Source organism: Janthinobacterium salmonicoloratum (assembly GCF_051380845.1).
In the GTDB taxonomy this organism is placed as follows: domain Bacteria; phylum Pseudomonadota; class Gammaproteobacteria; order Burkholderiales; family Burkholderiaceae_D; genus Janthinobacterium; species Janthinobacterium lividum_F.
Genome location: NZ_JBNYXV010000001.1, coordinates 25,344 through 38,571 on the forward strand (window position 1 = coordinate 25,344; position 13,228 = coordinate 38,571).

Sequence of the window (13,228 nt, forward strand, 5' to 3'; positions counted from 1 at the left end):
TACAAAATGCGGATGTGGTGGAATTGGTAGACACGCTGGTCTTAGAAGCCAGTGCTTCGGCTTGGGAGTTCGAGTCTCCCCATCCGCACCAATCCGGGTTGTTCCAGCCCGGACGTGCAGCACCATCAAGTTGTTCTTCAGCCTCGTTGCAGGCGTCTTTCTTGTTTTTACGTTGTCTTTCCTGTATTTCCGTCATTCGGGATGTCTTTGTTTGCGCTATTTTTCGCCAGAGATCGGGCGGCCGGGCAGGGCCCGGGTAGAGATTTGCCTGGAAAATGGCCAAATTGAGGTAAATCAAAGGTTTTTTGCCCGAAAACTTCGCCAAGAGCGCATTTCTTTGTTTCGGACGGAGCGACAGTTCGCATATACTAATGAACGAAGCAGGCTGGAAAGCCTGTCTCTGGCGAAATAAAGAATGCCGGGGCAAGAGTAAAGACAGGGCCATCCAGGCTGTAGCGATTCGTTCGCTGCCGCTGGTATCCTCTGTGGCCGGGCTGCAAAGCCAGCCACTTTCCCGAAGTCCTTTGTTATAATGCCACGCTTTACCGAATGATGGCCGGCCTTGCATTTACTTAACAGCAAGGCTGGACGCTCGGAGCCCTGTCGCAGTACTGGAAGCGGCGGATTGTTTGGTGCCTGGTGCGGGTTTTCCCTCAGCCGGGTAGACCAGGTCCATTGTCCTGCTTTCAGTGCTTTTACAGATGAATATGCGAGCGAGTGAAGCTGGACCCATGTCTTGCCGCCAGTGATGGCGCAAGGGGTCGGGTCTTCTTTTCTCGCACCAACAGTGTTTATTTTTTGGACGATTTTTTACATGGCAACTGCAGTCGAAACCTTGGGCAAACTCGAACGTCGTATCACGATCTCCTTCCCGCTGACGGACGTCCGCACGGAAGTTGAGAAGCGCCTGAAAGTGCAAGCCCGTACGGCTAAGGCACCGGGCTTCCGTCCGGGCAAAGTGCCGTTGAAAATGGTCGCAGCACAATACGGCTACCAAATTGAATCCGAAGTGCTGAACGACAAAGTCGGCCGCGCATTCAACGACGCCGCCAACGAAAACAATCTGCGCGTGGCCGGTTTCCCGAACATCGTGCCGAAAGAAGAAGCAGCCGAAGGCCAGCTGGCTTTTGATGCAACCTTCGAAGTGTATCCGGAAGTCGCCATCGGCGACCTGACCGCCGTTGAAATCGAAACCGTGCAAGCCGACGTGTCGGAAGCCGAAATCGACAAGACCATCGACATCCTGCGCAAGCAGCGCGTGCACTTCCACACCAAGGGCGAAGCTGGCGAACACGGCGACGGCGGTGAGCCGATCGCTGCCAACGGCGACCGCGTGACCGTCGACTTCGTCGGCTCGATCGACGGTGTTGAATTCCCAGGCGGCAAAGCTGAAGGCTACGCTTTCGTGCTGGGCGAAGGCCGCATGCTGCCAGAATTCGAAGCAGCAACCCTGGGCCTGAAAGTGGGCGAAGCTAAGACTTTCCCATTGTCGTTCCCAGAGGACTACCATGGCAAGGACGTCGCCGGCAAAACCGCTTCGTTCACCATCACCCTGCAAAAGCTGGAATGGGCGCACCTGCCGGAAGTCGATGCTGAATTCGCAAAGTCCTTGGGCGTTGCCGATGGCGACCTGGCCAAAATGCGCGAAGACATCAAAGTCAACCTGCAACGCGAAGTTGCTGGCCGCGTGAAAGCACGCAACAAGGAAGCCGTCATGGACGCGCTGATCAAAGTTGCTGAGCTGGAAGTGCCAAAAACGCTGATCGCTCAGGATTCCGAGCGCCTGGCCGAAATGACCCGTCAAGACATGGCGCAGCGCGGCATGAACGTCAAGGATGTGCCTTTCCCAGCAGAACTGTTCGCAGAAAAAGCCGAGCGTCGCGTACGCCTGGGCCTGATCCTGTCGCAGCTGGTGGGCGACAACAATCTGCAGGCAACGCCTGAGCAAGTAAAGGCGCAAATCGAAGATTTCGCTCAAAGCTACGAAGATCCACGCGAAGTGCTGAAGTACTACTACAGCGACCGTCGTCGTCTGGGTGAGATCGAAGCCCTTGTATTGGAAGAAAACGTCGTCACTTACGTGTTGGGCCTGTCGAAAGTCACGACGAAAGCAGTTGCTTTCGACGAACTGATGGGAAGCAACGCACAAGCGTAAACCAGTTGGTATCCGGGTGCCGGCGCTTGCCGCAAGGTAGTGGCGGCATCCCCTAACTGCTTCACAAGGAAATGAAATGACAGGTATGAACCGTAATCCAGCGCTGGACACAGAGATGCTCGGCCTGGTGCCGATGGTGGTGGAACAAAGCGGTCGCGGCGAGCGCTCGTATGATATTTACTCGCGCCTGCTGAAGGAACGCTTGATTTTCATGGTCGGCCCGGTCAATGACCAGATGGCCAACCTGGTTGTCGCCCAGCTGCTGTTCCTGGAAAGCGAAAATCCGGAAAAGGAAATCTCGCTCTACATCAACTCGCCAGGTGGCTCGGTCTCGGCCGGCATGGCCATCTACGACACCATGCAGTTCATCAAGCCGGACGTCTCGACCCTGTGCACGGGCATGGCTGCTTCGATGGGCGCTTTCCTGCTGGCCGCTGGCGCCAAGGGCAAGCGTTTCTCGCTGCCGAACTCGCGCATCATGATTCACCAGCCGTCCGGTGGTTCGCAAGGCATGGCGTCCGATATCGAGATCCAGGCGAAGGAAATCCTTTACCTGCGCACCCGCTTGAACGGCATCATGGCCGAGCGCACGGGCCAGTCGATCGAACAGATCGCCAAGGACACCGACCGCGACCGTTTCATGTCCGCCGACGAGGCCGTTGAGTATGGTTTGATCGACAAAGTGTTGACCAGCCGCGCTTGATGAGCCCCTACCGGTATTGCTAAGTACGTAAGTTAACGCCCGGGCGCTCAAACGTTCGGGCGTTTCGCTTTTATTTCGGGTAGCATGGAGCTTGTGCACGTTGTTGACTTGCGCCATGGGTAGCGGCCTTTGCGGGCAACTACCGCACTCCGGCTTGCGATTTTGCAATATTGTTAATGCAGTTCCAACCAAAATGCCTTATGTCAGACAAAAAATCCTCTAGCGGCGAAAAATTACTGTATTGCTCGTTCTGCGGCAAAAGCCAGCACGAGGTGAAGAAACTCATCGCCGGCCCGTCCGTCTTCATTTGCGACGAGTGCATCGACCTGTGCAACGACATCATCCGTGATGAAACGTCGAGCATCGAGACGGTGACCGGTACCAAATCCGACCTGCCGACGCCGCAAGAAATTGCCGCCTTGCTCGATCAGTACGTGATCGGCCAGCAGACTGCCAAGCGCATCCTGTCGGTGGCGGTGTACAACCATTACAAGCGCCTCAAGCACCTGGGCAAGAAAGACGACATCGAACTGGCCAAGAGCAACATCTTGCTGGTCGGTCCTACCGGCTCGGGCAAGACCCTGCTGGCACAGACCCTGGCGCGCATGCTCAACGTGCCGTTCGTGATCGCCGACGCCACCACCCTGACCGAAGCCGGTTACGTGGGTGAGGACGTGGAAAACATCATCCAGAAGCTGCTGCAAAGCTGCAACTATGACGTCGAGAAAGCCCAGCGCGGCATCGTCTACATCGATGAGATCGACAAGATTTCGCGCAAGTCCGACAATCCGTCCATCACGCGCGACGTGTCGGGCGAGGGCGTGCAGCAAGCCTTGCTGAAACTCATCGAAGGCACGATGGCTTCCGTGCCGCCACAAGGCGGCCGCAAGCATCCGAACCAGGATTTCGTGCAGATCGACACGACCAACATCATGTTCATCTGCGGCGGCGCCTTTGACGGTCTGTCGAAAGTGATCGCCAACCGTTCCGAAAAGAGCGGCATCGGCTTCTCGGCCACGGTGCGCAGCAAGTCGCAAAGCTCGGCCAGTGAACTGATGCTGCAAGCGGAACCGGAAGATCTGGTCAAGTTCGGTCTGATCCCGGAACTGGTCGGCCGTCTGCCCGTCATCGCCACTCTGGCGGAATTGACGGAAGAGGCGCTGATCCAGATCCTGGTCGAGCCGAAGAATGCGCTGATCAAGCAGTATTCGAAGCTGCTCGAGATGGAAGGCGCGGAACTGGAGATTCGTCCGGCCGCCCTGCATGCGATCGCCAAGAAGGCGCTGGCGCGCAAGACCGGCGCCCGTGGTCTGCGTTCCATCCTGGAACACGCTTTGCTGGACGTCATGTACGAACTGCCGAGTGAACAAAATGTGGTGAAGGTCGTCATCGACGAAAATACCATCACCAGTGGTGCTAAACCTTTGTTGATTTACCAAGAGACTGCCAAGGCCTCCGGAGAAAATTGAAAACTGCCGAGACAAATGCATAAAAAGGGTTTTGATTCCTTAATGCATGGCAGTACAATTTAAATCAATGAGTGCAGGCTTCAATCGTAAAGCCACTCGCGGCGCTTAGCTGCGCGTGGCTTTTTTACTGTTAAAACTGCATTTGTTACAGTCATGCGGGTGTGTTTTGCGAAATAGACTTTATGTTTGTTTCACAGAATTATTTATTCTCGCCGGTCTTGTGTTTTGGCAGCGAGCGCCAACATCGTAAACACGCTTTCTATAAGGTACGCCATGACAACTTCCAAATTAACTGAGCAAACTCAACTGCCGTTATTGCCGTTGCGGGATGTCGTCGTTTTCCCGCATATGGTGATACCGCTGTTCGTTGGCCGTCCAAAGTCGATCAAGGCGCTGGAAGCTGCGATGGAGCAGGGCAAGAGCATCATGCTTGCCGCTCAAAAAGCAGCCGCGAAGGACGAGCCGTCTCCTTCGGATATCTATGAAATTGGCTGCGTTGCCAATATTCTGCAAATGCTGAAGCTGCCCGATGGCACCGTCAAGGTGCTGGTCGAAGGCGCGCAGCGTGCCCGTATCAACCACATCAGCGATGCGCCGACGCACTTCATCGCCGACCTGACGCCGCTCGAGTCCGAGCCGGGCGACGAGTCGGAAGTCGAAGCCATGCGCCGCGCGATCGTGCAGCAGTTCGACCAGTACGTCAAACTGAACAAAAAAATTCCACCAGAAATCCTCGCCTCGCTGTCGGGCATCGACGATGCCGGCCGCCTGGCCGACACGGTGGCCGCGCATCTGCCCCTGAAGCTTGAGCAAAAACAAGTCATTCTGGAAATTTTCAGCGTGGCCAAGCGTCTCGAGCACCTGCTGGGTCAGCTCGAAGGCGAGCTCGACATCCTGCAGGTGGAAAAGCGCATCCGCGGTCGCGTGAAGCGCCAGATGGAAAAATCGCAGCGCGAGTACTACCTGAACGAGCAAGTCAAGGCGATCCAGAAAGAATTGGGCGAGGGCGAAGATGGTGCCGACCTCGACGAGCTGGAGAAAAAAGTCGCTTCGGCCAAGATGCCGAAGGAAGCGCTCGACAAGGCTACCAACGAGTTGAAAAAGCTCAAGCTGATGTCGCCGATGTCGGCCGAAGCCACCGTCGTGCGCAACTACATCGATACCCTGGTCAACTTGCCTTGGAAAAAGAAATCCAAGGTCAATAACGACCTGGCGAATGCGGAAAAAGTGCTCGAGGGCGACCACTACGGCCTCGACAAGGTCAAGGAACGCATCCTGGAATACCTCGCGGTGCAACAGCGCGTCGACAAGCTGAAAGCGCCTATCCTGTGCTTCGTCGGTCCTCCTGGTGTGGGCAAGACCTCGCTGGGCCAGTCCATCGCCCGCGCGACGAACCGCAAGTTCGTGCGCATGGCCCTGGGCGGCGTGCGCGACGAAGCCGAGATCCGCGGCCACCGCCGCACCTACATCGGCTCGATGCCGGGCAAGATATTGCAATCGCTGTCGAAAGTCGGCGTGCGCAATCCTTTGTTCCTGCTTGATGAAGTCGACAAGATGGGTGCCGATTTCCGTGGCGACCCTTCGTCGGCCTTGCTGGAAGTGCTCGATCCGGAACAGAACCACACGTTCTCCGATCATTACATCGAAGTCGATTTCGACTTGTCCGACGTGATGTTCGTGGCCACGTCGAACTCGTACAACATTCCGCCAGCCTTGCTCGACCGCATGGAAGTGATCCGTTTGTCCGGTTACACGGAAGACGAAAAGACCAGCATCGCGCAGCGTTATTTGCTGCCGAAGCAGATCAAGAACAATGGCTTGAAGGAAGAGGAAATCTCGGTGGCCGAGTCGGCCTTGCGCGACATCATCCGCTACTACACGCGGGAAGCCGGTGTGCGTTCGCTCGAGCGTGAAGTGTCGAAGATCTGCCGCAAGGTGGTCAAGATGCTGCTGCTGAAGAAATCCGACAAGAAAGTCATCGTCAACTCGAAGAACCTGGATAAATTCCTCGGCGTGCGCCGCTATGATTTCGGTGTCGCAGAGAAAGAAAATCAGGTGGGCCAAGTGGTCGGTCTGGCATGGACGGAAGTGGGCGGCGATCTGCTGACCATCGAAGCCGTGTCGATGCCGGGCAAGGGCGGCATCATCCGCACGGGTACCCTGGGCGACGTCATGAAAGAGTCGATCGAGGCAGCCCGCACGGTGGTGCGCAGCCGGGCACAGCGCCTGGGCATCAAGGCGGACGTGTTCGAGAAGAGCGACATCCACATCCACGTGCCGGAAGGCGCGACACCGAAGGACGGTCCTTCGGCTGGCGCAGCGATGACGGTGGCGATGGTATCGGTCTTCACGGGCATCCCCGTGCGCGCCGACGTGGCGATGACGGGCGAGATTACCTTGCGCGGCGAAGTATTGCCGATCGGCGGCCTGAAAGAAAAGCTGCTGGCGGCCCATCGCGGCGGTATCAAGACGGTCCTGATTCCAGAGCAAAATGTGAAAGACTTGGCCGACATTCCGGACAACGTCAAGAACAAACTGGAGATCGTGCCGGTGCGCTGGATCGACAAAGTGCTGGAAATCGCCCTCGAACGCATGCCTGAAGCGTTGGCGGATGTCGCTGCGGTGGAGGCTGTCACGGCCGCCGCGGCCAAGCCTGACGCGGCCGGCGAGGTAGTAAAACACTAACGTTTTACCCCTGTTTTCCCCAAACAAGCGCTTTTAGAGCGCTTGTTTTATATTGAAACGTGAATTGCGCCCCCAAAGCGCTTGACACATATACAGTGTGGCTTGTTTAATACGCCTGCACATTTTTTTCGCCGGACAGCTGTGGTGCCAAAAGTGCCGCAACGATACGGTAAACGTTTTATACCTTTGTAATTGGGGATGCTAGTGAACAAGACTGAATTGATCGACCACATTGCTGAAAAAGCTGACATTTCCAAAGCCGCCGCTGCGCGCGCACTCGACGCTGTTATCGGCGGCGTGACGGAAACTTTGAAAAACAACGACAGCGTGACGCTGGTTGGTTTTGGCACTTTCTCGGTCAGCGAACGCGCTGAGCGTACCGGCCGCAATCCGCGTACGAAAGAAGCGATCACGATCGAAGCTGCAAAAGTTCCAAAATTTAAAGCTGGTAAAGCTTTGAAGGATGCTGTAAACTAACGGACTTCGGTGAGGTGACAATCACCGGAAACATTTGGCGGCGCTTTCGGGTGCCGCGATTTCAGGGTTGAAGTTCTACGAATCGCAACCCTGGATACAAATGCAAGCAGTACTGTGTATTTTTCGGAGTGGTAGTTCAGTTGGTTAGAATGCCGGCCTGTCACGTCGGAGGTCGCGGGTTCGAGTCCCGTCCGCTCCGCCAAAAAATGCGCTCTTAAGGAGTGGTAGTTCAGTTGGTTAGAATACCGGCCTGTCACGTCGGGGGTCGCGGGTTCGAGTCCCGTCCGCTCCGCCAGAATATAGAAGCCCGCGCTGCTGAATAAGTAGCGCGGGTTTTTCTTTTTCAGCGCCAGATTATCTCGGTGTACCGCTTTTTAAAATCCCATCCTGCCGTTTTGAATAAAAATGCCTGCGTTTAAATCCGCTTTAAGCTGCATCGGGTTAAATGTTCGAGCTTGGCGCCTTGTCGTCCATGCGGCGCCAGGGCAGGGCGCGCGCCCTGATTTACTCTTGCTATAGCGCTATGGGCATTGTAGAATCAGGAGATAATGGCTTGGGCGTCAGAATCCTGCTTTAGTTCCAGCGCCAAGTTGTTGAATCTAAAGGGGAAGTGGACATCTGTCCCGTCCATTCCGCCGAAGAAATCAAGGCGAACGCATGTTCGCCTTTTTTTATAGTGATCCACTCATCCCGAATTGGCTGACCATGTTTGAATTTATTCGTACCCATCGACGCTTGATGCAGTTTCTCCTGATGCTGGTCATCGTCCCGTCTTTTGCACTGGTCGGTATCAGCGGCTACCAAAGCTTCGGCGACGGCGCGAACACCATCGCCAAGGTCGGCGACCAGGTCGTTACGCAGCAGCAATATGAAGAAGCGCAACGCCAGCAGATCGACCGCTACCGCCAGATGATGGGCGAGCAGTTCGACCAGAAAATGTTTGACACGCCGGAAGCGCGCCAGAGCATCCTCGACAACCTGATCGCCGAGCGCGCCGTGGCCGCCGAAGTGGGCCGTAGCCACCTGGTCATCAGCGATGCCGTGCTGCAAAAGGAAGTGCTGGAAATCCCAGGCTTGACCTTGCCGGACGGTAAATTCGACCTGGAACGCTACAAGGCCATGCTGGCCGCCCAAGGCATGACGCCGCAGATGTACGATGCGCGCCGTCGCAGCGACATGGCCCTGCAGCAACTGGCTGGTGCCGTGCAAGGCACCGCCTTCGCGCCGAGCACCGTCTCCAAGCGCCTGTCCGACATCACCTCGGAAGAGCGTGAAGTGCAGGAACTGCTGCTGCCGATCGCCCAGTACGTGCCGGAAGTCAAAGTGACGGACGCCATGATCAAGGCTTTCTATGACAAGAACGGCAAGTTCTTTGAAATCCCGGAACAAGCCAAGATCGAATACGTCGTGCTGGACGACAGCGCCGCCGGCGAGCAAGTCGACGTCACCGACGCCGACGTGACCGGCTACTACGCGAAGAACCAGAAAGCTTACACGACGGAAGAAGCGCGCCAGGCCAGCCATATCCTCGTAGCCGTCAAGAAAGACGCTTCGGCCGCCGACAAGGCAGCCGCCAAGGCCAAGGCCGAAGCCATCCTGGCTGACGTGCGCAAGACGCCTGCCAGCTTTGCCGCCGTGGCGAAAGCCAAGTCGGAAGATCCGGCATCCGCAGAGCAGGGCGGCGACCTGGGCGTGATTGGCAAGGATGGCTTGCCTGCGCCGTTGCTCAATGCCGTAGCGAAACTCAAGCAAGGCGAAATCAGCGATGTCGTCGCTTCCGATTTCGGCTTCCACATCCTGACGGTCACCTCGCTCAAGCCACAGCATGTGCGTGCGCTGGATGAAGTGCGCGGCGAAATCACGGCCGACCTGCGCAAGCAATTTGCTGCCAAGAAGTATTCGGAAATGGCGGAAACGTTCACCAACACGGTCTACGAGCAATCGGACAGCCTGAAGCCGGTGGCCGACAAGCTGAAACTGAAAGTGGAGACCGTCGCCAATCTGTCGCGCACGCCGTCGCCAGCATTGGGCAAGGCGCCATTCAACAACGCCAAGTTCCTCGCGGCCATCTTCTCGAACGATTCGCTGAAAGACAAGCGCAACACGGAAGCCGTGACCGTCGCACCGAACGTGCTGATCGCCGGCCGCGTGGTGGAATTCAAGCCAGCAACGAAGCGTCCGCTGGCCGAGGTCGAAGCGATGATCCGTCAGCGCGTGACCCTGGAAGAAGCGGAAAAGCTGGCCAAGAAAGCGGGCGAGACCAAGCTGGCCGCCTTGAAAGCCTCGGGTGACGCAACTGGTTTCGGCGCCGCACAGTGGGTGTCGCGCAGCAAGCTTGACGGCATCAACCGTGCCGCCATCGCGCAAGTCATGAAAGCGGACACGAGCAAGCTGCCAGCCTATGTGGGCGTGGACCTGCCAGCCTTGGGTTATGGCATCTACCGCATCGCCAAGGTGCAGCAGCCGGCGGAGGTGGACGCAGCGCGCCGCCAGCAAGAGAAAGACCAGATCAGCGGCATCCTGGCACAACAGGAAATGTTCGATTACGTCGAGTACCTGAAAGCCAAGGCCAAGGTGAAGATCGTCAAGCCGATCACCGCCCCAGCCGCCGCAGCGCCAGCACCGTAAGATCTAGTTTCCACGCATAAAAATAGCCGCTCTCGAGCGGCTATTTTTTTGTCTGCAGCATGTGCTGGCTTGGCGCAGGCTTACCTGGCTTTCAGCAATGGCGCCAGTTGCGGCCAGATGTTTTTCAGGATGGTCGGATGGGCCTGCGCATTCGGGTGCATGCGGTCGGCCTGAAACAGCTGTGGCTGGTCGGCGATGCCTTCGAACATGAAGGGCACCAGCGGCGCCTTCCATTCCTTGGCCAGCTTGCCGTACACGCCATAAAACTGCTCGCCATAGGCGCGGCCATAGTTGGGCGGCATGCGCATGCCCACCAGCACCACTTGCGCGCCCGATTTTTTGGCCGCCTCGCCCATGGCGCGCAGATTCGCTTCCGCGGCCGCCACGGGCAAGCCGCGCAAGCCGTCGTTGGCGCCCAGTTCGATCAGCACGACATCTGGCCGGTGCTTGGCCAGCAGGGCGGGCAGGCGCGCGCGGCCGCCGCTGGTGGTTTCGCCGCTGATGCTGGCGTTGACGATGCGCGTGTCGTTCTTTTGCGCTTGCAGCCGCTGTTCCAGCAGCGCCACCCAGCCCGTGCCCCGTGCCAGCCCATACTCGGCCGAGAGGCTGTCACCGAGCACCAGCAGCGTTTTTGGTGCAGAATAGGCGTTCGCCATGCCGGATACCAGCAGCAGGGCTGCCGCAGGAAGCAAGGATAGCGTGCGCCGCCGCATGCGGCTGCTGCCCTTGACACTTATTTGTTCACGAAATTTTTTAAGATAGATCAGCATGCCCGAATTCCCTAAAGCGACTTCCACCAGTTTTCTTCCGTCAGAAGCAGCGGCCCAGCGGCCCGCCGCACCCCACAGCCAAAATGCCCAGCCGGCCATCGAAGTGGTCCAACTGGCCAAGCGCGTACCCGATGCCGATGGTGAGCTGACCATCTTGCATCAAGTCGATTTTACCGTGCAAACGGCGGAGACGCTGGCCATCGTCGGCGCCTCCGGTTCCGGCAAGTCCACCTTGCTGGGTTTGCTGGCCGGCCTGGACACGCCCAGCGAGGGCAAGGTCATCCTCGATGGCACCGATATCTTCGCCCTCGACGAAGATGGCCGCGCCGGTTTTCGCAAGGAAAAGCTCGGTTTCGTGTTCCAGTCCTTCCAGCTGCTGGCCCACCTGACGGCGCTGGAAAACGTCATGCTGCCACTGGAATTGCGCGGCGACCCGGACGCGAAAGAGAAGGCGCAAGCCATGCTGGGCAGAGTGAACCTGGGCAGCCGTCTGAAACACTATCCGAAATACTTGTCCGGCGGCGAGCAGCAGCGCGTGGCCCTGGCGCGCGCCTTCGTCACGGAGCCGCCGCTGCTGTTTGCCGACGAACCGACGGGCAGCCTCGATGCGGCCACGGGCGAAGCCGTGATCCAGCTGATGTTCGAGCTGAACCGCGAACGTGGCTCGACCCTGGTGCTGGTCACGCATGACAGTTCGATCGCGGCCCGCTGCGGGCGCACGATTACCATTTCAGCTGGACGCTTGATCTAGTGCAATGATGATGCCGACAAGGCATTGATCAGCTTGCGGATGGCCGGGATCAATTCCCCCGCCGTCAGGCCGATGGGGCCGCTGCCTGCCGCCACCAGCGCATCGGCCGCCGCGCCATGCAGCCAGACTGCGCCAAGCGCCGCTTCCCATTCCGGCCAGCCTTGCGCCAGCAGGCTGCCGCACAGGCCGGACAGCACGTCGCCCGTGCCAGCCGTCGCCAGCGCGGGACCGCCCGTGTTGTTGACCACCACGGTGCCATCCTGCGCGGCGATCACCGTACCTGAACCTTTCAAGACGACGATGACGCCCAGTTGCGCCGCCAGCTGGCGCGCCGCGCCCAGGCGGTCGGCCTGCACCTCGGCCACCGTCATGTCGAGCAGGCGCGCCGCTTCCAGCGGATGGGGCGTCAATATCGTCGCCCCCGCACCCGTGCGCACGGCCAGCGCCGATTGCAGCTCCGGCTCGGCCGCCATCAGGTTCAGGGCATCGGCGTCCAGCAGCAGGGGACTGTCGCTGTCGATGGCACGCTGCAGCAATTCCACCGTGCCGGCCTTGTCACCGAGGCCGGGGCCGGCCACCAGCGCGGCAAAGTGCAGTCCCGAGAAATCCACGTCCCTGGCGTGCCGGCACATCAGTTCCGGCTGGCCGCTGTCGAAGGCGGGCGGTGTGTCGGGAAAGGCGATGTAGACTCTACCCGCACCCGCATGCAGGGCCGTGCGGGCCGCCAGGATGGGCGCGCCGGCCATGCCTTGCGCGCCGCCGATGACGGCCACGCTGCCGTAGCTGCCCTTGTGCGTGTTTTGCCGGCGCTGCTGCAGCTGGCTGGCGAACAGGTGCAGGCCGCCCAGCTGGGCCCTGGCGGGCGGCAGCAGGGAAGGATCGATGGCCAGCGCGGCCACTTCCACTTCGCCCGCGTAGTCGCGGCCATTCGCCGTGTGCAGGCCCGGCTTGTCGCCGATGAAGGTGAGCGTATGCGTGGCGCGGATGGCGACGCCGTCGATGGCGCCCGTATCGGCGTGCAGGCCGCTGGGCACGTCGAGCGCCAGCACGGGGCATGCGAGGTTGTTGACCAGATGCGCCACTTCGCGGCATTCGCCGTCGAGCGGGCGCGATGCGCCGATGCCGAACAGGCCATCGATGACGAGGTGCCATGGCGCCGCGCCCACTGCGGCCGATGCCATGGAGGTCGTCGCGTCCATGAAGCGCGCGGTGCTGTTGCGTGCGCGGCTCAGCGCCTGTTCGCGCTCGGGCGACGTGGCTTGCGCCTCGGGCGCCAGCCAGACGAGCACCTCGGTGCCGCTGCCGGCCAGGTGCGCAGCCGCTTCCAAAGCGTCGCCGCCGTTGTCGCCGGGGCCGGCCAATACCAGTACGCGCCGGTGGCCCGCGCTGTCGCCATCTTCGTGCGCGTGCAGCAGTTTCAGGGCGGCACTGGCGGCGGCCTGGCCCGCGCGCTGCATCAGCAGCCCTTGCGGCAGGTCGCGCATGGCCGCTTGTTCGATGGCGCGCAGTTCGGCGATGGCGTACAGCGGTGTTGCAGAGTCGATCAGGGGCATGGAGCGTGTTCCGTTAGTCAGCATGTCTTCAACATAA

At 59.1% G+C, this 13,228-nt stretch carries 9 protein-coding genes and 3 tRNA genes; 10 read left to right on the forward strand and 2 right to left on the reverse strand.

What is annotated here, in order from left to right:
- Positions 1 to 8: 8 nt before the first annotated feature.
- The 9 genes from ACQ4WY_RS00120 (at position 9) to ACQ4WY_RS00160 (ending at position 10,117) form a co-directional block, all read left to right on the forward strand.
- Positions 9 to 91: transfer RNA gene (locus ACQ4WY_RS00120), tRNA-Leu, on the forward strand.
- A 723-nt stretch (positions 92 to 814) separates the two neighbouring features.
- The gene (gene tig / locus ACQ4WY_RS00125; protein ID WP_436504366.1) at positions 815 to 2,155 is read left to right on the forward strand and encodes a trigger factor; all 1,341 of its coding nucleotides are present in this window, start codon (positions 815 to 817) and stop codon (positions 2,153 to 2,155) included.
- An 85-nt stretch (positions 2,156 to 2,240) separates the two neighbouring features.
- Entirely contained in the window at positions 2,241 to 2,858 is a 618-nt protein-coding gene (clpP, locus tag ACQ4WY_RS00130; RefSeq protein WP_374106865.1) for an ATP-dependent Clp endopeptidase proteolytic subunit ClpP, read from the forward strand.
- Positions 2,859 to 3,058: 200 nt separating this feature from the next.
- Positions 3,059 to 4,327, forward strand: coding sequence for an ATP-dependent Clp protease ATP-binding subunit ClpX (gene clpX, locus ACQ4WY_RS00135; protein WP_010398446.1), 1,269 nt, complete (start codon positions 3,059 to 3,061; stop codon positions 4,325 to 4,327).
- Between the two features lie 273 nt (positions 4,328 to 4,600).
- The gene (gene lon / locus ACQ4WY_RS00140; RefSeq protein ID WP_034787304.1) at positions 4,601 to 7,012 is read left to right on the forward strand and encodes an endopeptidase La; all 2,412 of its coding nucleotides are present in this window, start codon (positions 4,601 to 4,603) and stop codon (positions 7,010 to 7,012) included.
- Between the two features lie 204 nt (positions 7,013 to 7,216).
- The gene (locus ACQ4WY_RS00145; RefSeq protein WP_010398442.1) at positions 7,217 to 7,489 is read left to right on the forward strand and encodes an HU family DNA-binding protein; all 273 of its coding nucleotides are present in this window, start codon (positions 7,217 to 7,219) and stop codon (positions 7,487 to 7,489) included.
- Between the two features lie 125 nt (positions 7,490 to 7,614).
- Positions 7,615 to 7,691: transfer RNA gene (locus ACQ4WY_RS00150), tRNA-Asp, on the forward strand.
- Positions 7,692 to 7,707: 16 nt separating this feature from the next.
- Positions 7,708 to 7,784 (forward strand) — tRNA-Asp (locus tag ACQ4WY_RS00155).
- A gap of 410 nt (positions 7,785 to 8,194) precedes the next feature.
- A complete protein-coding gene (locus tag ACQ4WY_RS00160) occupies positions 8,195 to 10,117 on the forward strand; it encodes a SurA N-terminal domain-containing protein (RefSeq protein ID WP_436502284.1) in 1,923 nt (640 codons plus the stop codon).
- A gap of 80 nt (positions 10,118 to 10,197) precedes the next feature.
- On the opposite strand, the gene ACQ4WY_RS00165 is transcribed toward ACQ4WY_RS00160, so the two are convergent.
- The gene (locus ACQ4WY_RS00165) at positions 10,198 to 10,887 is read right to left on the reverse strand and encodes an arylesterase (protein ID WP_436502285.1); all 690 of its coding nucleotides are present in this window, start codon (positions 10,885 to 10,887) and stop codon (positions 10,198 to 10,200) included.
- Between ACQ4WY_RS00165 and ACQ4WY_RS00170 the strand changes: the two genes are divergently transcribed.
- Positions 10,886 to 11,638, forward strand: coding sequence for an ABC transporter ATP-binding protein (locus ACQ4WY_RS00170; RefSeq protein ID WP_436502286.1), 753 nt, complete (start codon positions 10,886 to 10,888; stop codon positions 11,636 to 11,638). The two genes, ACQ4WY_RS00165 and ACQ4WY_RS00170, sit on opposite strands and share 2 nt — an antisense overlap.
- On the opposite strand, the gene ACQ4WY_RS00175 is transcribed toward ACQ4WY_RS00170, so the two are convergent.
- Positions 11,635 to 13,191 carry an NAD(P)H-hydrate dehydratase gene (locus tag ACQ4WY_RS00175; RefSeq protein ID WP_436502287.1) on the reverse strand — a complete coding sequence of 519 codons (1,557 nt, stop codon included), beginning with the start codon at positions 13,189 to 13,191 and terminating at the stop codon, positions 11,635 to 11,637. The genes ACQ4WY_RS00170 and ACQ4WY_RS00175 overlap by 4 nt on opposite strands.
- Positions 13,192 to 13,228 lie beyond the last annotated feature (37 nt).